Source organism: Chitinophaga sp. CB10 (genome assembly GCA_001870995.2).
In the GTDB taxonomy this organism is placed as follows: domain Bacteria; phylum Bacteroidota; class Bacteroidia; order Chitinophagales; family Chitinophagaceae; genus Chitinophaga.
Genome location: MLAV02000001.1, coordinates 629729 through 653056, shown reverse-complemented (window position 1 = coordinate 653056; position 23328 = coordinate 629729). Strand labels below are relative to the sequence as shown.

The 23328-nt window shown below is 54.5% G+C and carries 20 protein-coding genes; 12 read left to right on the top strand and 8 right to left on the bottom strand.

All coding sequences use genetic code 11. The annotated features are described in order from the left end of the window. The first annotated feature begins 2 nt into the window (after positions 1 to 2). From BOC67_RS02665 to BOC67_RS02650, 4 genes are all read left to right on the top strand, one after another. Entirely contained in the window at positions 3 to 1415 is a 1413-nt protein-coding gene (locus BOC67_RS02665; protein WP_291906927.1) for a PKD-like family lipoprotein, read from the top strand. Between the two features lie 11 nt (positions 1416 to 1426). After that, positions 1427 to 2359: a hypothetical protein gene (locus BOC67_RS02660; protein WP_291906925.1), complete on the top strand. Its 933-nt coding sequence runs from the start codon at positions 1427 to 1429 to the stop codon at positions 2357 to 2359. Between the two features lie 127 nt (positions 2360 to 2486). Further along, on the top strand, positions 2487 to 3416 hold the full coding sequence (locus tag BOC67_RS02655; protein WP_291906923.1) for a hypothetical protein: 930 nt from the start codon (positions 2487 to 2489) through the stop codon (positions 3414 to 3416). Beyond that, entirely contained in the window at positions 3416 to 4552 is a 1137-nt protein-coding gene (locus BOC67_RS02650) for a TlpA disulfide reductase family protein (protein WP_291906921.1), read from the top strand. The genes BOC67_RS02655 and BOC67_RS02650 overlap by 1 nt, the downstream gene beginning before the upstream one ends. A 171-nt stretch (positions 4553 to 4723) precedes the next feature. Here the strand turns inward: BOC67_RS02650 and BOC67_RS02645 are convergent, their stop codons facing one another. Further along, positions 4724 to 5683 (bottom strand): DUF5996 family protein, encoded by a 960-nt coding sequence (locus BOC67_RS02645; RefSeq protein WP_291906918.1) that lies wholly within the window; start codon positions 5681 to 5683, stop codon positions 4724 to 4726. Positions 5684 to 5757: 74 nt separating this feature from the next. On the opposite strand from BOC67_RS02645, the gene BOC67_RS02640 reads away from it, so the two are divergent. Together BOC67_RS02640 and BOC67_RS02635 are read left to right on the top strand one after the other, a co-directional pair. Next, the gene (locus BOC67_RS02640) at positions 5758 to 6330 is read left to right on the top strand and encodes a Crp/Fnr family transcriptional regulator (protein WP_291906915.1); all 573 of its coding nucleotides are present in this window, start codon (positions 5758 to 5760) and stop codon (positions 6328 to 6330) included. 159 nt (positions 6331 to 6489) lie between these two features. Next, positions 6490 to 7191, top strand: a complete 702-nt coding sequence (locus BOC67_RS02635; RefSeq protein WP_367115517.1) for a type 1 glutamine amidotransferase domain-containing protein — start codon at positions 6490 to 6492, stop codon at positions 7189 to 7191. Between the two features lie 219 nt (positions 7192 to 7410). On the opposite strand, the gene BOC67_RS02630 is transcribed toward BOC67_RS02635, so the two are convergent. Both BOC67_RS02630 and BOC67_RS02625 read right to left on the bottom strand, forming a co-directional pair. Next, positions 7411 to 8712, bottom strand: a complete 1302-nt coding sequence (locus tag BOC67_RS02630; RefSeq protein WP_291906909.1) for a DUF4229 domain-containing protein — start codon at positions 8710 to 8712, stop codon at positions 7411 to 7413. Positions 8713 to 8725: 13 nt separating this feature from the next. Next, the gene (locus BOC67_RS02625; RefSeq protein WP_291906906.1) at positions 8726 to 9502 is read right to left on the bottom strand and encodes an MBL fold metallo-hydrolase; all 777 of its coding nucleotides are present in this window, start codon (positions 9500 to 9502) and stop codon (positions 8726 to 8728) included. Positions 9503 to 9665: 163 nt separating this feature from the next. Between BOC67_RS02625 and BOC67_RS02620 the strand changes: the two genes are divergently transcribed. Next, a complete protein-coding gene (locus BOC67_RS02620; protein ID WP_291906904.1) occupies positions 9666 to 10181 on the top strand; it encodes a methyltransferase domain-containing protein in 516 nt (171 codons plus the stop codon). Between the two features lie 131 nt (positions 10182 to 10312). Here BOC67_RS02620 and BOC67_RS02615 read toward each other — a convergent pair whose 3' ends face one another. Continuing rightward, positions 10313 to 13639 (bottom strand): M60 family metallopeptidase, encoded by a 3327-nt coding sequence (locus BOC67_RS02615; RefSeq protein WP_291906902.1) that lies wholly within the window; start codon positions 13637 to 13639, stop codon positions 10313 to 10315. 177 nt (positions 13640 to 13816) lie between these two features. Between BOC67_RS02615 and BOC67_RS02610 the strand changes: the two genes are divergently transcribed. From BOC67_RS02610 to BOC67_RS02595, 4 genes are all read left to right on the top strand, one after another. Continuing rightward, positions 13817 to 14605: an AraC family transcriptional regulator gene (locus BOC67_RS02610; protein WP_291906900.1), complete on the top strand. Its 789-nt coding sequence runs from the start codon at positions 13817 to 13819 to the stop codon at positions 14603 to 14605. Positions 14606 to 14728: 123 nt separating this feature from the next. Then, on the top strand, positions 14729 to 15106 hold the full coding sequence (locus tag BOC67_RS02605; protein WP_291906897.1) for a cupin domain-containing protein: 378 nt from the start codon (positions 14729 to 14731) through the stop codon (positions 15104 to 15106). Positions 15107 to 15174: 68 nt separating this feature from the next. Further along, entirely contained in the window at positions 15175 to 16590 is a 1416-nt protein-coding gene (locus tag BOC67_RS02600) for an aldehyde dehydrogenase family protein (protein ID WP_291906896.1), read from the top strand. A gap of 62 nt (positions 16591 to 16652) precedes the next feature. Further along, positions 16653 to 17444, top strand: coding sequence for an AraC family transcriptional regulator (locus BOC67_RS02595; protein ID WP_291906894.1), 792 nt, complete (start codon positions 16653 to 16655; stop codon positions 17442 to 17444). Between the two features lie 18 nt (positions 17445 to 17462). Here BOC67_RS02595 and BOC67_RS02590 read toward each other — a convergent pair whose 3' ends face one another. Together BOC67_RS02590 and BOC67_RS02585 are read right to left on the bottom strand one after the other, a co-directional pair. Continuing rightward, complete coding sequence (locus BOC67_RS02590; RefSeq protein ID WP_291906891.1) at positions 17463 to 17930, bottom strand: DUF4126 family protein; 468 nt, start codon at positions 17928 to 17930, stop codon at positions 17463 to 17465. Between the two features lie 31 nt (positions 17931 to 17961). After that, entirely contained in the window at positions 17962 to 19158 is a 1197-nt protein-coding gene (locus tag BOC67_RS02585; protein WP_291906888.1) for an MFS transporter, read from the bottom strand. Between the two features lie 78 nt (positions 19159 to 19236). Between BOC67_RS02585 and BOC67_RS02580 the strand changes: the two genes are divergently transcribed. Then, positions 19237 to 20070 carry an AraC family transcriptional regulator gene (locus tag BOC67_RS02580; protein WP_291906886.1) on the top strand — a complete coding sequence of 278 codons (834 nt, stop codon included), beginning with the start codon at positions 19237 to 19239 and terminating at the stop codon, positions 20068 to 20070. 69 nt (positions 20071 to 20139) lie between these two features. On the opposite strand, the gene BOC67_RS02575 is transcribed toward BOC67_RS02580, so the two are convergent. Together BOC67_RS02575 and BOC67_RS02570 are read right to left on the bottom strand one after the other, a co-directional pair. Next, positions 20140 to 22254 (bottom strand): cellulase family glycosylhydrolase, encoded by a 2115-nt coding sequence (locus tag BOC67_RS02575; RefSeq protein WP_291906883.1) that lies wholly within the window; start codon positions 22252 to 22254, stop codon positions 20140 to 20142. 422 nt (positions 22255 to 22676) lie between these two features. Beyond that, positions 22677 to 23303 (bottom strand): hypothetical protein, encoded by a 627-nt coding sequence (locus BOC67_RS02570; RefSeq protein ID WP_291906881.1) that lies wholly within the window; start codon positions 23301 to 23303, stop codon positions 22677 to 22679. Positions 23304 to 23328 lie beyond the last annotated feature (25 nt).

Sequence of the window (23328 nt, the reverse complement as noted above, 5' to 3'; positions counted from 1 at the left end):
TTATGTATTACAGGATAACAGGTTTGCTTTTAATGGGCGCCCTCTGGCTGGCGGCCTGCAAAAAAGACCTCGGCAATTACGATTACCATGCCCCGAGCGAGCCGCTGGTGGCGGACCTCAACAACAGCACCGTGGATGCGATCGTGGGCGACTCCCTGATCATCCGTCCGTATGTGTACCTGGAAGACGGGGACCCTGCGAAGGACCTGAGCTTTGAATGGGAAATCCTCGTGGCGGAAGAGGCGCGGGCAGACCACTATACCGGCTACCCGTTGAAAATAGTGTACAACCTGAAGCCGATGGAACGCGCCGCCAAACTAACGGTGACGGACATACGCAACGGGATGAAATATTTCTATAAGTTCAAAATCAACGGCGGGACGCGCTTTTCCAAAGGCGCCGTGGTGCTGAGCAATGATAAGGGGGTGACCCGTTTGTCGTTCATCCGGCCGGACAGTACCGTGAACGCGGACCTCTACCACGCCCTCCACAACGAGGACCTGCCGAATAATCCCGTGCAGCTGTTTGCCAAGCCGCTGGCTTACCAGGAAGGCAGCGTGGAGGATTACTGGGTGATCTGCAAAGACCCTGCAAAGCCCAGCGTGATCATCGACGGCAGCACCATGCTGCGTAAGCGCTACTTCAACGAGCAGTTCTTCAACCCGCCCAGCCCGCTGGAAACGCAGGCTTTCAACGGCGCGCAGGGCGTGCCTACGGGCATCATCAACGGGAAGCTGTACCTGAGCATTACGTCCACCGCACCGTTTGCGCCGGACTTCGGGAAGTTTTCCAGCATGCAGATCGGGAACTATTACCTGGCGCCGTTTTACAACCGGTATAATTTCTTCTTTGGATTTGATACCATCCGCCATGGCTTTGTGACCTTTGATAACAACGGCAACTTCATGGGCAGCGATTACCAGGTGGTGGGCAACGCATTCAACCCTGCCAACCTGGGCCCCGGCCAGCTGCTGTTTATGAACCCGGTGCCCAGCGTGTCGTACGCGTTCTATAAATCGACCGATGGTAACGTGTACGAATACACGTTTACGGTGGACATGAGCAATTACGACCTGCGCACCATCAAGCCTACCCGCAAGCGCGTGTTTGCCGGCTCGGCCTTGCTGCGCCCGGATACGCGCTGGCAGCGCACCGCCGTGGATGTGTTCTACTTCACCTCCGACGATAAAATCTACCGTTACAACCCGCTCAACGAAGAGTTAAAGCCACTGGACGCCAACTTCGGCGGCAAGAAGGTGACGATGCTCCAGCTCAATGCGGACGGCACACAGCTCACCGCGGGCGTGGAAGGCAGCATCCTGACGCTGGACGTCAGCGTAGGCAAAAACGGCGTGATCACCAACCGGGTAGACGGTATCCCAGGCGAACCGGTAGGCATTGTAATCAGAAAATAAATCAGCACCCTATGAACACTCATAAATACATTCACTGCATGATAGCGGGACTGCTTGGCATCGTCCTGCTGTCGTGCAGCAAATCTGACAACAACGAAGCGATCGTCAACAAAGGCCCAAAGCCGGACAGCGTATGGCAGGAACATTGGCTGGAACATAACCAGCGGCTCACCCTCGCCTATTATGATGAACAGGTGGCCGTTTACAAGGACCCATCCGTATCGCCCATGGTGACCTGGCCTTATGAACTGATGTCCAAAACCTGGAAATATGCGAAGGAAGTATATGGCGAAATGGGGCCCGACCCACGCCTGTACGTAGTGCTGCACGGCGGCGGGTATGGCAACGTAGGCCAGCCGCAGTACTACCCAGATTCCAGCGGGGACAATAAAAATATCGTGGATTTCAGTACCACCAACTGGGACAACTTCGTGTTCCCTGAACCAGGGCTGATCCATGAAGTGTGCCACATCGTGGAAAGCGCCACCAACAGCGTAAAAGGCTCCCCTGCCTTCACCGTCTGGGGGGACAGCAAGTGGCAGGACATTTTCGTGTACGATGTGTACCGCAAGCTGGGCATGAAGGCGAAGGCGGATGCCTGGCATATGTATTACCTGGACGACGAGGTGGACTACCCCGCCAAGGGCAGCCACTGGTTCCGCGACTGGTGGTTACCTATTTACACGAAATACGGGGAGGAAAAAGTGCTCAGCCAGTTCTTTGTATTGCTCTCCAAATACTTTCCAAAGGCCAACACGGCGGAGCTGGGATTCCCGGAATACACCCGCCGCATGAACCTGGGCGAGTACATTCACTTTATGAGCGGCGCTGCCGGCGTAAACCTGAAAGCCCAGGCTACTACTGCTTTTGGCTGGACGGAGGCGTGCGATGCGGAATTCAAACAAGCGCGGATGGATTTTCCGGGCGTTACGTACAAGGATTAGTTTAAGGAATAATTAAACAGACGACTTCCGGGGGGTTACGTACAAGGACTAGTTTAAACAACAATCAAACAGACGACTTCCGGGGTGTTACGTACAAGGACTAGTTTAAATAACAATCAAACAGACGATGAAACCTTTATATAAGTTGATGGTACTGGGAGCGGCCTTGTTGACTTCCTGTTCCAAATCAGACGACGAAGCCGCAGCGCCGGACTATAACCAGCTGCCGGCAACGGTGCAGGAGCATTGGTTCGGTTACCAGTCCCTCATGAAACTGAGCTATGCGGACGATCAGATCGCCACTTACCTGGGGCCGGATATGGACACGACGCTGCATTATTTCAACCCTGCGGTATCGAAGATCTGGCAATACACCAAGGCTACCTATGGCGAGTTTGGGGCGGACCCGCGGCTGCGCCTCTACCTGCACGACAAGGAATACATGACCGGCAACGGCCTCACCGCCACGCTGGCCAACTACATGGATAATATCTGTGATTATAAAAATGCCGTGGTCGTAAGTTCTACCATGTGGAAAGATACGGCCGTGATGACGGCGGTATTTACCCATGAAATCAGTCATATCGTGGAAGGCGGAAGTCTCAGCATCAAGTACTCTCCTACCGCCAAACTGTGGGGCGACAGCAAGTTCCAGGATATATTCATATACGACTGCTACCTGAACACCGGTATGACGGCCCTGGCGGATGCCTGGCTCGCGGAGTACCAAACCAACTATGCGACCTATCCCCTGGCTAAAACCTACTGGTTCAGGGATTGGTGGTACCCTGTGTATTCCAAATACGGGCAAACGAAAGTCCTGACCAACTACTTCAGACTGCTGTCCGAAAACCTGGACCATCAGCCCAACGGCAACGGTTTCCAGGAATACACGCAGGATGTGAACATGGGCGAATTTGTACACTTCATGAGCGGCGCTGCCGGCGTGAACCTGAAAGAGCAGGCTAAGCTGGCCTTCGGCTGGTCGATGGAGTACGAGCAGCAGTTCCTCAATGCGCAGGAAGATTATCCAAACGTAAAATATAACAAGCAATAATGATGAGGAAGATCATATTAACCGCTGCAATTGCCCTGCCCCTGGCAGCGCAGGCACAACAGGGAACCTTCACGATCGAAGGGAACATAGGCAAGCTGGGAAGCCCTGCCATGGCTTATATCGACTATATGTCCAACGGCGCGGGCAAAGAGGACAGCGCCGCCCTCGTAAACGGAAAATTTACGTTTAAGGGTAATAGTGAGGGCTACTCCTATGCGCGGCTGGCGTTGAGCCATGACGGGTCCGGCAAAATGAAGGCGGTGTACACCGGCGATGTGATCTACTTCTACTTTGGTAAGGAGCAGATAAAGATCAGCTCCGCTGACTCGCTCGCCAACGCGAAAATCACCGGCTCTAAAGTGTACGATGAGTTTACGGCTTACAACAAATTCATTGGCGGCACCATCATGGACCTGAACAAGTGGGCCAATGGCCAAGTGGCGGCAGCCACGCCGGAGCAGCGCCAGGATACCAACTTCATGAAAAACCTCAACAACGAGTACCGCCAGCGCATGAAGGCCCGGGCGGAAAAGCAGCTGGAGTTTGCAAAAACGCATCCAAAAGCCTACTTCGGCATGGTGGCCTTGTCTGAAGGGACGGGCAGCCCGGTGGATGTAAAAAGAGTGGAGCCTATTTACAAGGCGATGAGCGCGGAGCTGCGCAACAGTGACCAGGGGCGCGAAATGGGCCAGCGGATTGCCGCGGCAAAAACCATTCACGTGGGTGCGCCTGCGCCCCGGTTTGTGCAGAAGGATGTGAATGACAAGACGGTAAAGCTCGACGATGTAAAAGGGAAATATGTATTACTGGAATTCTGGGCCAGCTGGTGCGGGCCTTGCAGGGCGGAGAATCCGAACCTGACGCAGCAGTACAAAAAATATAAAGACCAGGGTTTTGAAATTATTGCCGTTTCCCTCGATGACCATAAAGACAAGTGGTTGGAGGCTATCGCCAAGGACGGGCTGCCATGGCTGCATGTTTCCGACCTGAAGGGATGGAACAACGAAGTGGGCCGCCTCTATGGCATTCGTGCCGTACCGGCCAACTTCCTGCTGGACGAGCACAGGAACATTATTGCGATGAACCTGCGTGGCGAAGAGCTGAACAAGAAACTTACGGAGGTCTTCGGGAAATAATCCCGGATGACCGCGTAAGCGTTGCATTTTAGTATGAGAACAGGATCCCGGCCATGTTGATGGCCGGGTTTTTTATTGGTACAGATGAATGCAACGGGAGGTATGATGGATGACAGGGCATTAATAGTGATATTCAAAAGCAACCGAAGGCCTGATTAACGGCCGTTTTTTTTATTCTTCCACACGAAAGCAACCATAGGCATGCTCATAACGCGACAAATCGCATTCCAGGTGCTGCCGGTCCCAGTTGGCCGTATTAGCCGCCGCCTCGTAGGTCGTTTGGAGGAAGTCCATGAGCGTAGCAGCCGGATCAGCCGCCTGCTGCACATCGTCATAATTCAGCAGGAACTCCCCCATTTCCTTGCTATAGAAAGCTGCGGCGGGCTTTACCGGCTGCGTTGCAAAGCTTTCCGGCACAGGATAAGCGTAAGCATAGAAGGCGGCATGAGGGTATTGCTCGTTGCCCGGCCAGAAGCCGCAGGAACTGACTTCTTTGGAATAGGCTTCCTGCATAACGGCCGTGGGCGTATTGGGCGCTCCGCTCTGGATCAGGGGCGCGCTCCTGCCGGAAAAGCGGGTCACCGCCAGGTCAAACGAGCCCCAGAAGAAATGCACCGGGCTGCATTTGCCGGTAAAGCGGGTACGGAAGCGGGTAAAGACGTCGTAAACCAGTACCATGGCCTGCCAGAAGCCGGCCACACGATCCTTGTCGTAAGCCGCATGCACGGTATCCTCCGTGAACGGGATGGCGCCCGGCAGCTCCGCCGGCATATCGTGAATGGAAACATCTATATCCAGTTGGGCCAGGGTATCGAAGAGGGTACGGTAAAAATCCGCTACCGTCATGGGTTGCAGCGGAATTTCCCGGCGGGCGCCCTGGCTGGTGGCGATGCGGAGGCGGTGATGGATAAAATCAAAGCCGATCTCAAAGAGGCCGTGTTGATAAGGCATGCTGCCGGTACTGAGCCCGTCCGGGGCAATGTGGAATGTCACATGCCAGGAATGATTCACCCAGGGCATGGTCCGCAGCCGGATCTTACCTACTATCTGCGTCCAGAGATGCACGGTAGCCAGTGTGTCCTTCCAGGCCATATAGCTTAACGCCGGCCACGTTGTATTTGGTTTGTTCATAGTGTGCCTTTTTCCAGACTAACAAACAGGAGCAAAGAAGGGTTTATATCTCCCTAACTCCCTATCTTTACGCCATGCAGGTACTACGTGATCATTTCGAGAAAATCATTCCACTTTCAGACGCTGAATTTGCCTACATCAGCAGCTTTTTCAAGCAGCGGAAGGTCATGAAGAAGCAATTTTTACTGCAGGAGGGCGACCCTGTGATGCACGAGTATTTTGTAGTGAAAGGCTGCCTGAAAGCGTACGTGGTGGACAGTGCGGACAAGGTGCATATCCTCTCCTTTGCGCTGGCCGACTGGTGGACGAGCGATTACCAGGCGCTCTACACCCACACGCCTTCCAGCATCTTCCTGGAAGCGGTGGCCCCTACAGAGGTGTATTATATTGCCCAGGAGGATAAGGAGCGCCTTTGCGCGGAGATGCACAAGGTGGAACACTTCTGGCGTAAGAAAAATGCCATGGGCTACGTGGGCCTGCAACGGCGGATACTCTCCATGTTAACCCACAATGCTAAAGACCGCTATGAACAATTGCTGCAGCAATACCCTTCCCTGTTCCAGGTAGTGCCCAAACAGGACCTGGCGGCCTTCCTGGGCGTGAGCCGGGAAACGCTGAGCAGGTTGTATTCGAAAAAGAGCGGGTAATGTGACCTATATCACACGAATTTTGTGACATACCTCCTGTGTGGCTAAGCATGGCCGATAGAACTTTGCGTTATCAAATTAACAATGCAAATGAACATCGTAGCAAAGTTACTGTTAAGTACAGTGATCATTTTAACCACCTTAAAAGGTTTTTCACAAATGAGCAACAATAACACCCAACCCAAAAAGGTATTGTTTGTAGTTACCTCCCATGCGGATCTCGGCAATACCGGCGAAAAGACAGGCATCTGGATCGAAGAATTTGCCGCCCCTTATTACTTCCTGACCGACAAAGGCGTACAGGTAACCATCGCCTCTCCGAAGGGCGGCCCTGCCCCTATCGATCCGAAGAGTACCGACCCCGGCGCTCAAACGGAAGCGACCAAACGATTCTACAGCGACAAAGCCACCGAAGATAAACTGGCGCATACCGTTAAACTGGCGGATGTGAAGCAGGACGACTTTGATGCCGTATTTTATCCCGGCGGCCACGGCCCGATGTGGGACCTCGCGGAAGATAAGACCAGCGCGGCGCTGATTGCCAGCTTCGTGCAACATAACAAGCCGGCCGCACTGGTATGCCATGCGCCTGCTGCCCTGAAACATGTGAAAACGGCCAATGGCGAACCGCTGGTAAAAGGTAAAAAAGTAACAGGCTTCAGCAACACCGAGGAAGAAGGCGTACAACTGACCAAGGTAGTGCCTTTCCTGCTGGAAGATATGCTGAAAGCCAATGGCGGGATATATGAGAAAACCGATAACTGGCAGCCATTTTCCGTGCAGGATGGCCTGCTGATCACCGGCCAGAACCCGGCATCTTCAATCGGAGTGGCCGAAAAGCTGATGGCGGCGATTAAGTAAATTGGCAGAGGATAATAAACGCGATCTGCTTTTCGCGCAGGATCTTTGCAAGATCAATATGAATGGTATAGCATTAAAATGCCCCCGGCCTTGCGGGGGCATTTTTGTGAGTATCATAATTTGAAATACAACCGGTGTATTATGTCCGCTGATGCTATCGCGGAAAATTTATGTCCTTCCTTTTTGCCGCTTCGGGTAAGTCACCGTTGAAACTCCCCCTTACTTAAAAAACGTTTTCGTTACAAACCTGCTGGTATCGGCCTTCACTGCATGCAACTGCTTATTCAGCTCCCGCACCGCCCGTTGAAACAAGGCTTCCGGCACACCGTCGCTCTGGCGGCCTGCGAGGTACACCTTAAACGAAGAGCGGTGGCGCACCTGCGCCAGCATAAAATGCATGGCCGGGAAAGCCTGGTCGATCGCCTCGCCCAACTTCGTGGTATCGTAAACCGGGATGGCGGTGGTCAGGTCATAGACCTTGTCTTTGGTACTGTCATATTCCCTACCCGGGTAGCGCAAGGGTTTAATATGCTGGAATGTGTCGTACACGCGGATAAACAGGAACCGCGTAGCGCTGTCGTTCATATTCAGGATACTCTTCCTCAATTTTCTGTACACGCTGTCTGACCCGATCACGTAAAGCTGCGGCGGGAAGGAATCCGGGTGTGCGATGAACCGCTTCAGCGCCATGTTGGCGGCTGTTTGCTGAAAGACCCTGATGCCGGGAGTTTCTTCGATATCCAGGTCCGGCGCCTGCCGCAGCGTTGCGCCGGTATCATTGGTGTACATAAATGCCGGCCCGTTGACCTTCATCATAGAATCCATGACCCGCATGGCAGTGGCCATGTTTTCCTCGTAGAGTTGCTCCTGCACGGCGGCAATTTTCCCGAAATCGGGACCGCGGTTCGGCAGCCAGTCTTTCCCGCAGGTGCGCACCAGCGCCGTCAGCGCTACTACTACGCCTAACGGGATCGCCCATACGGGGTTGTTATTCCTTTTTTTCTCCTCCTGTAACTGGCCTGCCAGCGTACTTAAATCCTGGTGTTGGGCGTTGCCGGTAAATGGATTTTTAGGGGGAGAAAATTGATGTAACCGCTCGATCAAGGCGGACGTAAAGGCATCAAATACCTCGGCATCTTTAGTACTGTTGAAAAAACTTCCCTTCCAGGTGAGGTTCCACCTTAGTCTTTTCCCGGATTTAAGTTTCAGCACCATGGTAGGCGGGTTGCGCTGGTACCAGGGCAGGTTGACTACTCCTTCAATATCCGCAAAATTGACCCGCCCATAGTAGGTGGAGGTAAATCCTTTATCGTCCAGGGTGATTTCGTCCCGGGCCCTTCCTTTCTTAAACATCATGATGGCGGCAAATACAATTGGCGCCAGTATGGCGCACATCATCAGCGGTACGTTCACCACGTCCAGGAATATAACCAGCCAGATGGTCACAAACGGGGAGAGTATGCCTGCGAACAGGTATGGATTTACTTTATTGCTTAAAAAACGGAAGGAATATTTATTCATTGGCCTTATTTATTCAGGACTGGTACCAGTCCATCGATTGTTGCAGTATTTGTTTGGCATTCCCGTGCAGCTGCTGGTAGTCAAAAAAGCCATACAGGTTGCTGAAAGGCAGCGCCATGATCTGTTCCATCACAGCTCTGGCTTCGGCCACCGGTAAGGGAATGCGGTTAGGATAGCTGTACATCACTGCCAGGTGTCGCATGCTGGGCGAGAGGTACATGGTATCTCCGCAGAGTAGGGTATCGCCTGTGAGCAGCACGCAGCTGCCGGGGAAGTGACCACCGGTGTTGACTATACGAAGACCGGCGCTCAGGTCCAGCGTAGTGCCGGCCCAGTTATGCACCCGGGGATGATGGTCCACGATATAGGACTTATCTTTTTCATGCAGGTACACCGGGCAATCGAACATTTGTGCCCAGTAGCGCATATTACTATAATAATGTGGGTGGGAGATGGCAATGCCGCGGAGTCCACCTTTTTCGCGTATAAAATCCACCGCTGCCTGATCCAGCAGCGGGATGCAATCCCACAACAAATTTCCTTCCGGGTGCAGTACCAGCAATGCCCGCTGGCCTATGCCGAATTTCGGGCTGATCTGCAGTTCAAACAAGGCAGGTTCCAGTTGCCGGATCTGCACGCGATGCGTGGCCGCCAGTTCCGCCGGCGTCGTCCACTGCTGGCCGCCTTCCGGCAGGTATTGCCGGTCGTCCTTACAGATGAAGCAGAGATTATCAGCAGGGGCCGCCTGGTATTGGGTACCACATGTGGCGCAGATGATTGTTGTTTCCATACTATTTCATTTTACGGCGAAGGTAGGCTGGCGCGGACGCTCGCCTGGAGGCCAGAAAAAACATGACTGATAGTCCACCGGGTTAAAACAACAGGTTAACATGTACATCCATACAGGTTTTCCGTTGGCTCAAACATAATAAAAAATACACTAACTTAAAACGATGGAGTTAAAAGATGCCATTACATTGATTCATACCACGGGGCTGCCAGCCGGCGTGTATGCGGACCTTGGCTGCGGCGAAGGCCTATTCTCGGCCGCCCTGGCGCATTTGCTGCCTGCCGGCAGTACCGTGCTTGCTATTGACAAGCAGCGGGCAGGCAGCCTGCCCTACCCCATTCCTGCGGGCATAACCGTGGAACGCCGGCAGGCGGATTTTTCGCTGGAGGATTTTGAATTGCCCGAACTGCAAGGTATCGTGATGGCGAATTCCCTGCATTATATCGCTGATAAAGCTGCGCTGATCGGGCGTTTAAAGAACCGCCTTCCGGAAAGCGGCGTGTTTATAATCGTGGAGTATGAAACTACCCAGGCAAATCCCTGGGTGCCTTATCCAATTACGCAGCAGGCGCTGGGAAAGCTTTTTGCGGAGGCGGGTTTCAGGAATATGGTCAAACTGGGCGAGCGGGCATCGGTATATCGTTCCGGGAAGATGTATGCGGTGATGGTGGGGAGATGAGGCGTTAAACAAACCAATGGATCACCGGTAGCTGGCGACCCGGTAAAAAACCCGGCGCCGTTAATAGCGCCGGGTGTATAATGATTGGTGAGTAGTTTTCAGCATTTTTGATTGGCTGCCATTTCAAACAATTACAGCTTCACCAGTTTCACAAAAGCCGTTTTACCTCCCTGGCTCACCCAGGCAAAGTACACGCCTTTCGGTAAATCGGCGCCAAACCTGATCTGCTGGCCGGCTGCAAACTTCAACTGCTTCACCGGGCGGCCATAGAAATCCGTCAACTGGATCAATACCTCCTTGTTGCCTTCCGTGAGGTTGAGGGCAAACTCATTGGCGCTCGGGTTAGGATACACGGATACCTCCAGCTGCGGCCCTTTGTCGCCGGCAGCTGCTTCGCTTTCGCCATAGCTGCACGGCACGGCGATCGTTGACCAGGTAGCTATCTCCTTAAATTCCTCCCCTAAAGTTATTTCAACGGACTGCACGGCATTGCCGGCGGTATCCTTCAGCATATATGGCGTAGCCAGTGCAAATACCGGCGCGCCGGAAGCTGCCGGGGTATATTTTTCCAGCGTACTATAGCCGTTACCGTTAGTACCGTCCGCATTGTACCAAACCCTGATACCATACGTACCATTGCCGCCGGCTTTACGTGCAGAGAGCTTCAGTTGCAGCTGATCCTGCGGCGTGTACAGGATACTGTCGCTCTGGATAGGGATGATAAACTGCTGCGCGCTGCCGGCGGTGTTGCCTTGCAGGCGCTGCTGCGCCAGCGTGCCGGCGCCTACGAGGGTACCGTTCAGGAACAATTCCGCCTGCAAGTCCGCGATGCGGCCGATGGAGGAATTATTGGTCGTGCCGGCATATACCGTTACGTTACCGATCTTGCTTTTGCGGAGGCCTACTTCCACCAGTTGCTGCGCGGTGGCGGTGTTACCGGCATTGTCGGTAGCCGTCCATACCACGATGGTTTTGCCCAGCGGGAAGGCTGCCGGCGCATTGTTCGTAACGGAAGCAATGCCGCTCCTGTCCGTAGCGGCCGGGGTGGCCAGCTGTAAGGTGGCGGTAGTAGCGCCGATGTCGTTCAGGACGTAGATACTGTCCGGCGCAGCGATGGCCGGGGCGGTAGTATCAGGATATACCAGCAGCACGGGGCGCAGGTTGGCGTCCGCTACTTCGCGGGCGGAGAAGGTCGCATCGTTGGTTTGGCCGGAAACGGAGGACTGTATGGCGAGGGTCAGCACTTTATCGCCGTCAAGCTCCTTCAGCAGGGCATCGCTGAGGTCCCACTCCGCGTAACCGGTTTTCTTACCGGTGATGGACGCCAGCAGGGAATCCGCTGCCGGGCGGTTGTTCCAGGTGATGCCGGATTCCGTCCAGCCGTCGTTACCTACTTTCCATACCTGCCACTGCGTGCCGCCAACGGCCGTACCTGCGCCGATAATGTTCAGGCGCAGTTTACCGGTGCTGACGTTGGCGAGCTGGCTGAGGTCAAATTTTATGAAGCTGATCCTGCTGAAGCTGGCGTTGCCATCTTTTTTCACTACCAGCGTAGTGGCGTTACCGTAGTTATTGTTGGCATAGCTGCCGTCCCGCACGTAGGCGTCCGCCAGGGGGAAGGCGCCGCCGGTAACGGTGGCCACTGCCGCGGATACGGCCGTATCGCCATTGGCATATACCAGCTTTGCGTAAAGGTTATGGGTACCGGGGGCAGGCTGCCAGTTGAAGGTATAAGGCGCGGCGGCCACCTCTCCGGCCTTCACGCTGTCCGCATAATATTCGATTTTCTGGATGCCCGTAGTGCCGGCTACTTTTACCGTAACGGGAACGGTAGCGCCCCGCGCAAAAGCGGCGCCGTCCGCAGGACTGGTAATGCTGATCGCCTTCATGCTGATATTCACGGGTCCGGAGGTCACCGTTGCGGAATTAGTAACGGCTTTGACGGTGAGCGTATAGCTGCCGGGACTCACGTTCGTCCACGCGAAGGTGTACGGCGCGGCAGTATCTTCTCCCAACTTATTATTTCCCTCGTAAAACTCCACCTTGTTCACTTTTTCCGGACCGTTAGCTTTAGCGCTGATGAATACCGTATCGCCGGCTCCGTACACGTCGTTAGCGGCGGGCGTGGTGATGGAGGCTACGAGGTCGTCCCGGAGGGTGGCCGGGTCAACCGGCGGCTGCGGCAGGCCCAGCGCGTCCAGCTCGTCGTACACGGACTGGCTCACGTTCAGGCCCCAGTTGCGGAAGAAGTTCCCGAGGTTGTAACCGCTGATCTGGCAGGCATAGGTCATGAACAGGCGCATCTCTGCTTCGTCCCCGCTGGGGGCTGGCGCCTCGTCGCGGTTACGCTTATGGAGGGTGTGGTAAAAGCTGTCGCCATAAGCAAGCCATAACTGGTGGAACATGCCCAGCCGCACGAACAGCGCCGTGCTGCTGGCATTAAAGTTCTTGGCGGCCTGCGGCTGGGCGAGGTACGCGAAGATGTTATCCCAGTCGCTCGCCCCTATTCCCGGCTGATCCGGATGGATGGCGCGTTTGGCGGCCAGGCTGTAAATATTTACGCATACTTCGATACAGGTGGACCAGGTCCAGCTGGAATGCTGGTGGTGGTGCCCTATTTCATGGAACACGCCCCATCCCCCACTGTTAAGGATATACGAAGGCGTGAGCAGCCAGTTGATGCTGCCGGTGGGGATGCGTACGCGGCCCAGAGAAGTAGCGTCCGGGTTGCCGCTGGCTTTTTCCAGCAGCATGAGTTTATTTTTCAGGAAGGGCGCATGGGTAGGCGTGCTGTTGTCCAGGCCGGAGATGTCGCCCTCCGCCTGCATCACTTTATCCATGAGCTTCAGCAGGGTATCCTGGTTTTCGTTTTTGTATTCCAAGGCTTTTACCCGACTCACTACAATGAATACACGATTGGCCGACAGCGTCACGTTGGGGGACACGGTATCGGCCGCCAGCATGTTCAGCCAGTCGTTATGCGTGGTGTACCCCAGGATGTAGAACGGCATCTGTTCGTAGCCGCTTTGGAAAGTGACCCTCACCTTGTTGGCATCCGACGGCGTGTCGGAAGAATACTGCAGGTACAGGTCCCGGCCGTTGGCCGTGGTAATGGTGTTGACGCCCGCCGTGAGGGAGATGGTGGTCACCGTCTGGCGGTCGTAGGTACCCATGATGAGTTTGGGCAGCCCGGTACCGCTGAGCTGTTCCACATTGATCACCAGGGGGCCGGTGGCGGCAGCCCTTAAGCCAACGGGCTGGAAGTCGGCCACCTGCAGGGAGGTTTTGATTCGTTTGGTTTCCACGGCAATGCTGGGGACCTGGGTAATTTCCCAGACATTGCGGGCTACCATTCGGAAGGTGCTGTCGCTGCCCAGTGGTACAATAGTACCGGCAGCCGTTGCCCTGCCTGCCAGGATGAATAGCAGGGCAACAAGGAGGGTAAAGGTTTTTTTCATAACAATAGTTGTTTTACGGATGCTCGACAGCGTTGATTTTGGTTCACTGTTACTTAAAAGTAGTGTGGGCGGGGCTAAGGCAGGCAGGTCAAAATCATCATTTAGGCAGGAAGATTGTTTCATGGGGTGAAATCGCCCCCGCTTTTACCTGTTGGCGGATTCCTTTATCTTAGTACCATGGTCCAGCTCAGCCACATATCCGACATTGCCGACAGCCACCTCCCCCGCCGGCTGATGCGCTATATACTGCTCTATTGCAGCAGCGGGCGGGTAGATTTACAGGTAGACGGGAAAGCCCTTACCCTGCATCCCGGCGAAGTGGTCACCATTACCTCCGGGCAGATCCATCACTATACCACCGGTGAAAATACCACCGGTTATGTACTCGAGTTTTCGCTGGACTTCTTTTGTAAGGACGATAAGGATATTGAACTGATATTTCACAACGGGCTGTTTTGCCATTTTGACCAGAATGAGGTCATAGCCGTAGACGCGCCTTTGGTGGAAGGGCAACTGGCACTCATATACGAAGAACTCGCTGACCGCCCCTACCAATACCTGATTTCCGTACATAGCCGCATTACCCTCCTCCTCGTGGCCATCAACCGGGCCAAGGTGCAGCGGGGCGACGAAATCTGGAAGCCGGATGCCCTCTTCCTGAAATTCCTGGAGGCCGTGCGGCATAACTTCGCCCACAACTACCCCGTTTCCAAATTCGCCGAGATGCTGGGCGCCACGGAGATCAAGCTCAATGAGCTGGCCCGGCTCCATGCTGGCAAAACGGCGCAGCATGTAGTGTACGGGCTGATCACGTCAGAGGCTAAACGCCTGCTCATTTACAGCGACATCAGCATCAAAGAGGCCGCGTACACCCTTGGGTTTAACGACCCTTATTATTTCTCCAACTTTTTCAAGAAGCAAACCGGTATGAGCCCGAAAGCGTTCAAGGAACAGTATGGACGCTAAATTTTACATCTTTTTCTAAGGATTCTCTATTTCCCCGCCTCCTGTTATTGCCCAACTTTGTACCTGACAAATCGTTCAGTCGCGGACGATTTTATTCCACCCAAACCCATAATACAGTTTAAGATGGACACTAACATTCAACATTACATTACCCGCAGCAACGCTGCCGAATGGCAACCCCTGGTAGAGAAAGGCATCCATTATAAAGGGATATTCGTAAAATCCCTCCGCTACGATGCGGAAAGCGGCCGGTCCAAAACCATCCTCCTGAAATTTGAGCCGGGGGCCAGGTATCCCTACCACAACCACCCTGCCGGGGAAGAGATTTTTGTGCTGGCCGGGGAAGCCATCCTGGAAGGGGCTACCCTGCAGGCAGGCGATTACCTGTACACCCCGCCGGGCTTCAAACACAGCGTATCCAGTCAAATGGGCTGCACCCTGTTTTTCGTAATTCCGGAAGAAGTGGAATTGTTGGATGAACCGTTGAACAAAGCAGATTGACCTGCTGAACAAACCAGCGTGGGGTGATTAGTAGTGACCTTTGTATCGTTATCAAACAACAAACAGTCATGAAAATCATCGATAAAATTTACATCAACGGCGCATTTGTAACACCGGAAGGAACAGAGACTTTTGACCTGATCAGCCCTGTTAACCAGGAAGTGCTGGGGAAAGTTGCCCTTGGCAACGAAGCGGATACCCTGAAGGCCATTGCCGCGGCGAAGGCGGCGTTCAAAACCTTTTCCCAAACCACGCGGGAAGAGCGCATCGGCTACCTCGAAAGAATGTATGCCGCTATTGAAAACAGGAAGGACGACATGATCAATGCCATGGTGCAGGAATATGGCGGCATCCTGCAGTTTGCCAAAGCCAGTTTTGAGAATTCCCTTTCCGGCATTGCCGCCAACATTGCCGTGCTGAAGGACTTCGCTTTTGAAAAACAGGTGGGCAGCGCCACCGTACTGCTTGACCCGGTGGGCGTGGTGGGTATCATTACCCCCTGGAATGCCAGCAACAGTTTTATCGCCAACAAGCTGTCTACCGCTATTGCCGCCGGCTGTACCGCGGTGATCAAGCCCAGCGAAATGAGCGCCATCCAAACGCAGGTAATGATGGAAGCCCTGCATGCAGCGGGCCTGCCGGCAGGCGTTTTCAATATCGTGAATGGCCTGGGCCCCGTAGTAGGCGCCACGCTCACCAAAAGCCCCGATATCTCCAAGATTTCCTTTACCGGCAGTACCGTGGTAGGCAAATCCATTGCTAAGGAAGGCGCCGATACCGTTAAACGGGTCACCCTGGAGCTGGGCGGTAAATCTCCCAACATCCTCCTGGAAGATGCCAACCTGGAAGAGGCCATTCCCCTTTCCGTTGCTGCCGCCTTTATGAACAACGGGCAGGCCTGCATAGCCGCTAGCCGCCTGCTGGCGCCGGCGTCCAGGATGGAAGAGGTGAAAGCCCTGCTGCGTAAAACGGTGGCCAATGTAAAAGTGGGTAACCCCGCGGACCCCGACACGCAGGTAGGCCCCATGGTGAGCAAAAAACAATTTGAGCGCGTACAGGGTTATATCCGGACGGGCCTGGCGGAAGGCGCTACCCTCCTTGCCGGCGGCCTGGGGCAGCCTGCCGGGCTCGAAGCGGGCAACTTCGTACAGCCGACGGTGTTCGTGGACGTAAACAACAACATGCGCATCGCCAGGGAAGAAATCTTCGGGCCGGTGCTGTCAGTGATTCCGTACCATACCATCGACGAAGCGATTGCCATTGCCAACGATACCACGTACGGACTCGCGGCCTATGTGCAGGGGCAGGACCTGGCGCAGGCGAAGAAGGTAGCAGCCCGGCTGGAAGCAGGCCGCGTGGCGATCAACGGCTTCAAGCACGACCCGATGGCCCCTTTTGGCGGATTCAAACAATCCGGCGTGGGACGCGAATTTGGGGTGTATGGCCTGGAAGAATACCTGGAGCCTAAAACGATTTTGAGTTAAATTTGAGAACAGCAGGCAAGCGGATAGTAACAGGCCGTTGCTATCCGCTTAAATAATGAAGTATGCATAAAAGCAAGATATTATACAATTGCTATTTCAGCAGGAGTACGGAGGGTGAGCAGTTCATTCCCGAACATGTGTTCAGCATGCAGGTAAGCGGGCGACTAACGATCAGCGATGCGCATAAAACCATCGTCGTAAATGAAGGGGACTTCAGGCTGAATCGCCGGAACAAGCTGGCGAAATTCGTGAAGGACATGGGAACAAAAGGCGATTACCGGAGTATATCCGTGTACATCGACCAGGAGCTGCTGCGTAAGATCAGCCAGGAGAAAGGCTTTACGGACGTTGCTCCCTCTCCCGTTACGGATGTGGCCATACAGCTGAAGGACAGTCCGCTGTATAAAAGCTTTATGGATTCCGTGCTCGTCTATTTGCAAATGCCGCCACAGGAGCAGGAGGCCATCATGGACCTGAAGGTCCGCGAGGCGGTGTTATTGCTGCTGCAGGTTAACCCCGAGGTAAAAAATATCCTCTTCGATTTTTCCGAGCCTGGCAAAATTGACCTGGAAAGTTTTATGCTGCAGAATTTCCGTTTCAATGTGAGCCTTAGCAGGTTTGCCTATCTGACCGGCCGTAGCCTCAGCACATTCAAGCGGGATTTTGAAAAGATATTCCATACCTCCCCCAGCAAATGGCTGCTGGATAAGCGCCTGGAAGAAGCGCATTTCCAGATTGCGCAGAGAGGGCGCACCCCGTCGGATGTGTACCTGGAAGTGGGGTTTGAGGACCTGTCGCATTTTTCGTATGCGTTCAAGAATAAGTATGCGATTAACCCTTCGGCGTTGAAGTGAGCGTAATGAATCGCAGTGCTACTTCAGCTTCGTGGCCAGCGTACCAAGCCCGATGGCCAGCGCGTCTTCCGCTAAGGCGGCCATGCGATCCTTTACTTTCAGTTGCTTCACCGCGCCCTGGCGCAGGTAGAAAAACGCGTACGTAGCCGCGATTGCTGCCGCAGCGCCGATTGCGGCCCCGCGCCACCTTTGCTTGCCCTGGCATTCATAGAGGGTAGCCCCGGCGAGCGCGCCTGCCATTCCCCGGCCTATGACGCCGGCAGCGGCGGTACGGTTGCCCATGCCCGGCAGCTTATCCGCAATCAGCTCTCCTACTGCCATTGCTCCCAGCAGTTTGCCGGTATTGCTTTTTCCCATGAAATGGAGCTTCTCCATTTTTTTGGCGCGCTTGCCGGCGTACAGGCAGCTGAATACAGGGCCCAGCGAGCTGCGCATGCCGGAGATCAGGCCGAGGCAAATCGTTTGTAGCAGCGTTTGATTTTTCATAGACAGTGATTTGAAAATCCACCCGCAAGGTTTATGCCTTATGGAGCATGCCGGCGGTGGCGCTCCTGCGTTGGGAAACCGCTACAATGGTAAGCGCGATCAGGCTCCAAAGCAGCATTTGCCAGGTGGCCATATTCCAACCGCCCATTTTCCAGCTCAGCAGTCCGAAACCGGTGCCGATGGCGGCGCCGATGAAATAGGTGGTCATGTACACCGTATTGAGGCGACTGTGGGCATGTTCGTTCAAGGCGTAGATACGGGTGAAATTGGTGATTTGCGTGGCCTGCACGCCAATGTCCAGGAAGAAGATGCCGGCGATGAGGAGGGTCGTCGAATAGGGAAACATTTTCAACAGCATAATGCTGGCGGCCATCATGCCTACGGAGAGGTACAGCCCCCTGAACACATTGCCTTTGTCCGCCGCCTTCCCGAATACCGGCGCCACCAGCGCGCCGCCGATGGCGATAATGCCAAACAGCCCTATCTGCGCCGTGCTATAATGAAAAGGCGCGCCGCTCAGGTGAAACGTTACGGTGGTCCAGAAGGAGCAAAAAGCCCCGAAGGTAAAAGCGCCCAGCAAGGCTGATTGACGCAATACAGGGTATTCCTTTATCAGCCCCAGCGTGGATTTCAGCAATCCGCCGTAACTGCCTCTGAACCTGGGCGGGATTTCCGGCAGGAAGAGCGCCAGCAGCACAATCGCGCAACAAACCAACACGGCGGAAAAGAGAAATACATACTGCCAACCCAGCCAGGAGGTAATCAGTCCGCTCAATACCCTGGAGCCGAGCATGCCGCAAAGGATGCCGCTGTACACCTTGCCCACCGTCTTACCCCGGTTTTCCCTGCCGAGGGCCGCCGCCATAGGCAGAATGATTTGCGCCGGCGTGGAAAACAGCCCGGTGAAAAAGCTGAGGAAGAGAATGGCGGTGGTATTACGTGCGGCGGCCGTCAGCAGCAGCGTGGCACACAAAAGCAGGCAGATGGTAACGATCAGCCGCTTGCGGTGCAGCATATCTCCCAGGGGCACTAGGAGTAACATACCGAGCCCGTAGCCCATTTGCGCCGTCATGGACATGCGGCCGATGCTGCTGTCCGGCGCCTGCAGGGAGGCCGCGATATGATGCAGGATGGGTTGGTTGTAATACAGGTTGGCAACGATGATCCCGCCCGACACGGCCATCACGGGAATGCCCCATGCCTGCCGGGTATGCTGACTCAAATTCATCTTTTTTTATTTGCAAAGCTAGCAGCGGGCGAATGATTAAATTTGTACTTTCAAATGCTAAATTTGTAAAAATCGATTATGAAGCGTTTTGTACAATTTGAGCCGATTTTCATCCGTCATTTCACCACTACCCAGTGGCCTTTCCCCCAGCACAACCACAATTACTACGAGCTGATATTTTTTCATTCAGGCAGCGGCACGCATGTGCTGAACAACGTGCGTACGAAGTATGACCGCAAAGCCTTGTTCCTCCTGGCCCCGGAGGATCATCACCGGATCAGCATCAGGGAGAAGACGGAATTCAGCGTGATCCGTTTTTTGCCCGTGTACCTCAGCGGTACGGACAGTAAGGAAAAGCGAAACTGGAACCTGCTGATGGATGAACTGATTGTAAACAAGGAGCAGTTGAGCGGCATCATTCATCACAAGCGGGACCTGAAGAAGACGGAGCAGCTGATACGCATGATCGTGAAGGAATGGGAAGATACGGGCGGGCAGCCCAATGAGCTGATGGTACATTTGCTGCGTACGATACTCGTGTTGCTGAAGCGGCATATTTTCAGGGACACGCCGGCGCTGCTGCCCCAAAAGGAAAGTGTAGCCATGCAGTTGATGCAGCATATCCACGCGCATATACAGCAGCCGGCGCTGCTTACGCTGGACCGCCTGGCGGCCGCGTTTCATTTGTCCGCCAGCTACCTGGCCATGTTGTTCCGGAGGGAAGTAGGTTTATCCGTGAAGGATTATATCTCCAAATATAAATACCAGCTGATTGCCGCGCGCCTGAAATACAGTACTGACCTGATGAAGGAAATCAGCGCCGACTTTGGTTTCAGCGATGTCAGTCATTTTAACAAGTTCGTCAAATCGCAGTCCGGGCTAAACCCAAAGGATATACGAAACGGTGGATGAGTGCATCCCCGTCCAACTAAAAAGGGTGTATCAGTTGTTGATACACCCTTTTTTTGTATGGCAGGCTGCTTATAGTTTCTGGATTTTTTCCGCCACTGTTTTCCCGTTGCTATGCAATTGTATGATGTAATTACCAGGCGTGAGGTGGCCTGTTTTTACAGGGATGTTATGTACCCCGGCCTGCATGGCAGTATTGATAAAGGTCGTTACGGGTTTGCCGTTCATATCGTACAGCAATAGCGCCACCCTGCCCGGGCGCTTGAGTTCCAGCCGCACATTCAATGTAGCGCCAACAGGGTTCGGACTTACCGTCATTTTATCTTCCGTTACCGGGTTTGTTTTGGGGGAGATAACTAAACTGCCCTGCGTGATGGATTGCAGCGTACTGGCGGTATTAACTTTCACCTCGGAATAACTGTTCCACGCGTTCGCTGAATTGCCATGCCCAATAATACGTACGTATTTGGCACTTACGGGGGTCAGGTTGAATGTTTGCAAGGCGGTGCTGGTACCGCTGCTTTGCAGGCCGGTGGCGGCGTTGGTCCAGCTGGCGCCGTCCTGCGATACGGAGATGTCGAAATACGACGTACGTACATTACCGTTATAGAACGCTATCTGCACGCCGGTAACGGTTTTCACGGCGCCGAGGCAGTATTGTATCCATTGCCCGTCGCCGGAGGCGGACCAGCGGGTGTTCAGGTCGTTGTCCAGCGTATTGGCGGGCACGTTGCCATCATCCGCGCTGGCGGTAACGGGCGCGCAGGCAGGCGTGGTAACGGGCTGCTGAACGATTTTTACTTCCGTATAGCTGTTCCAGGCGTTGGCGCTGTTGCCGTGGCCAACGATGCGTACATACCTGGCAGTTACAGCCGGGAAGCTGAACGTTTCGAGGGCGGTGCTGGTACCGCTGCTGGTTTTGTTGGTAGCGGCGCTGGTCCAGCTGGTACCGTTGAGGGATACCAGCACATCGAAGGTGGACGTACGGGTGTTACCGTTATAGAAGGCTATTTTCACGCCGCTCACGCTGGCGGTATCGTTGAGGCAGAATTGGATCCACTGTCCGTCGCCGAAGGCGGACCAGCGGGTATTCAGGTCGTTGTCCAGCACGTTGGCGGCCACGTTGCCATCATCGGCGCTGGCGGTCACCGGTGTGCAGGCGGGCGTGGTACCGCCGCCGGGGAAGTCGTCCGCCGGGGAGAGCATGCGCTGGCGGATCCATGCGCCGGCGGGTTTGAGTCGCGCCGTGGTCCATGGCCCGGCGGAGCAGGTGCCGGTGGTCCACACGGCGCCGCTGCGAAAATCGTCCGAATAGTTCCAGTTACACCAGCTGATCTTCTTGCGGGCCATGAGGTCGATATATTGCTGGGTCATGGCGAAGTCGTTAGGGCCATCGCCGCTGGCTTCCTGGGAGCCAAATTCCGTAACAAATACGGGCAGGCGGTCGGATGCCCAGTCGAGCTCATTGAGGTATTCCGTGCCATGGTCGGCGGCATAGAAGTGGAAGGTGTACATGATATTGGGAAAGTTGAGCGGGTTGCTCACGATATCCTGTGCGCTGCGGCCGTCAGAGATACCCATGGAAGCCCAGGCGTGGGTGCCCACGAGGATCACCGCATCGTTATCGATGGCGCGGATCACGGGGATGATCTGGTTGGCGTAGGTTTTAATGGTAGCCCAGGATACGCCGTTGGGCTCATTGCAAACATCGTAGATGATGTTGTTTTTGTTTTTATGCTGGTTGGCGATGGCGGTAAAGAAGGTTTTGGCCAGCGAGAGGTTGGCGTTCGGATCGCCGGGCGTAAGCTGGTGCCAGTCTACCAGTGCATACATTCCCCTTTCGGTGGCCTCCTCGATGAGGCGGTTCACCTGTGCGGTAAACCCGGCGGGGTCGGAGGCATAACCGCCTTCCTGCACGTACATGGATATTCGCAGTACGTCTGCGCCCCAGTCGTACGCCAGCGCGTCGAGGGAGGCTTCCGTGAGGCAGCTTCCCCAGCCGTACCATTGGAGACCGTGGGTGCTCATGCCGCGGAGCTGAATGGGGTTGCCGTACTGGTTACAGAGTTTGAGGCCGATAACGCTTAACTGACCGTTTTTTGCTACAGGCGTTTGGGCAGAAAGGTTGAGGGCGAACAATAACAGGATGGCGATGGATAGCCACCGGTGCATGTGGAATTGTTTCATAGTGCAATTTTTAGTGGGTTACAGCATTGCTGTTTGGTTGAAAAAGGCTACATAAAAATGATACAGGATTTTCGCTACATTTCGGGAATCACAAAGTTGCTCCCCTATCCGGAGAGAGGAGGTAAGAACGGATTGCAATCGTTTGCATGAAGATAATTAAAAAGCGGAAAACAAAAAACGGGGGGAGAAAATTTTGTTGTGGGCGCTGCGGTGGCGTTGCGGGGAAGAGCGTTAGGAGTGTGCGGAGTGTGGGAAAGCGTTAGGTGTACGGAGTGTGGAAAAGCGTTAGGTGTACGCAGTGTGGGAAAGCGTTAAGAGTGTACGCAGTGCGGGAAAGCGTTAGGTGTGCGGAGTGTGGGAAAGCGTTAGGAGTGTACGCAGTGCGGTAAAGTCCGGCAGCGGTAGCACTGCGCAGCAGGCAGTTAAAGAATGTTATAAAGTTCGTGTACCCGTTCCAGTAAGAGCTCCTCCCCTGTTTCACCATACGCGATCAACCCTTTCACCAGGTCAGCTACCCGCTGCACCGGCGACCCCGGTTCCGGGCTACGTTGCACCGCCAACTCCAGAGTAGTCCCATTCCGCCAGCCGAGCTCATAACGCGTACCGGCCGTACGTTTTAGACCAGGCGCAGGCACGATCGCCTGCTGAATGGCCCGCTGTAATTGCTGATAACAGGCGGCGCCCGCGCCCTCCGGGATAGTGGCCGCGAAAGTGTTATCCAGCAGCCGCATATATCTCACCCCTACACTATAACCCGTATTTCCCGGGGCGAGGGATAGCAGCACCGCATCTGCATCATCCGGGCGGATCATACAATAGAGCTGGCCGGGCGCGAGGTCCGCCAGGCGGAAATACTGGTGATGAAACGGCACGCTGCCCTGCCGCAGGTATTCCTCCCCTGCGCGGTGAAAATGCCCGGCCGCGAGGATTTCCATCTCCCTGCGGGAAACAAACTGCTGGTATCCCTGCTGCAAGTCTTCGCCTGCTGTATAAAGATGCGCAAAGCTTTCCCTGAAGGCGTCAAACGGGAGTATGTGGTTCCATTCCATAAGGCGAAGGTAGGGAAAGAATGCA

Excerpts from the sequence above, each read along its gene's own strand:
- BOC67_RS02585 (WP_291906888.1), bottom strand. The coding sequence starts at position 19,158 with ATGAATTTGAGTCAGCATACCCGGCAGGCATGGGGCATTCCCGTGATG.
- BOC67_RS02580 (WP_291906886.1), top strand. The coding sequence starts at position 19,237 with ATGAAGCGTTTTGTACAATTTGAGCCGATTTTCATCCGTCATTTCACC.
- BOC67_RS02590 (WP_291906891.1), bottom strand. The coding sequence starts at position 17,930 with ATGAAAAATCAAACGCTGCTACAAACGATTTGCCTCGGCCTGATCTCC.
- BOC67_RS02600 (WP_291906896.1), top strand. The coding sequence starts at position 15,175 with ATGAAAATCATCGATAAAATTTACATCAACGGCGCATTTGTAACACCG.
- BOC67_RS02625 (WP_291906906.1), bottom strand. The coding sequence starts at position 9,502 with ATGGAAACAACAATCATCTGCGCCACATGTGGTACCCAATACCAGGCG.
- BOC67_RS02650 (WP_291906921.1), top strand. The coding sequence starts at position 3,416 with ATGATGAGGAAGATCATATTAACCGCTGCAATTGCCCTGCCCCTGGCA.
- BOC67_RS02645 (WP_291906918.1), bottom strand. The coding sequence starts at position 5,683 with ATGAACAAACCAAATACAACGTGGCCGGCGTTAAGCTATATGGCCTGG.
- BOC67_RS02660 (WP_291906925.1), top strand. The coding sequence starts at position 1,427 with ATGAACACTCATAAATACATTCACTGCATGATAGCGGGACTGCTTGGC.
- BOC67_RS02570 (WP_291906881.1), bottom strand. The coding sequence starts at position 23,303 with ATGGAATGGAACCACATACTCCCGTTTGACGCCTTCAGGGAAAGCTTT.
- BOC67_RS02655 (WP_291906923.1), top strand. The coding sequence starts at position 2,487 with ATGAAACCTTTATATAAGTTGATGGTACTGGGAGCGGCCTTGTTGACT.
- BOC67_RS02595 (WP_291906894.1), top strand. The coding sequence starts at position 16,653 with ATGCATAAAAGCAAGATATTATACAATTGCTATTTCAGCAGGAGTACG.
- BOC67_RS02630 (WP_291906909.1), bottom strand. The coding sequence starts at position 8,712 with ATGAATAAATATTCCTTCCGTTTTTTAAGCAATAAAGTAAATCCATAC.
- BOC67_RS02610 (WP_291906900.1), top strand. The coding sequence starts at position 13,817 with ATGGTCCAGCTCAGCCACATATCCGACATTGCCGACAGCCACCTCCCC.
- BOC67_RS02665 (WP_291906927.1), top strand. The coding sequence starts at position 3 with ATGTATTACAGGATAACAGGTTTGCTTTTAATGGGCGCCCTCTGGCTG.
- BOC67_RS02635 (WP_367115517.1), top strand. The coding sequence starts at position 6,490 with ATGAGCAACAATAACACCCAACCCAAAAAGGTATTGTTTGTAGTTACC.
- BOC67_RS02615 (WP_291906902.1), bottom strand. The coding sequence starts at position 13,639 with ATGAAAAAAACCTTTACCCTCCTTGTTGCCCTGCTATTCATCCTGGCA.
- BOC67_RS02605 (WP_291906897.1), top strand. The coding sequence starts at position 14,729 with ATGGACACTAACATTCAACATTACATTACCCGCAGCAACGCTGCCGAA.
- BOC67_RS02620 (WP_291906904.1), top strand. The coding sequence starts at position 9,666 with ATGGAGTTAAAAGATGCCATTACATTGATTCATACCACGGGGCTGCCA.
- BOC67_RS02575 (WP_291906883.1), bottom strand. The coding sequence starts at position 22,254 with ATGAAACAATTCCACATGCACCGGTGGCTATCCATCGCCATCCTGTTA.
- BOC67_RS02640 (WP_291906915.1), top strand. The coding sequence starts at position 5,758 with ATGCAGGTACTACGTGATCATTTCGAGAAAATCATTCCACTTTCAGAC.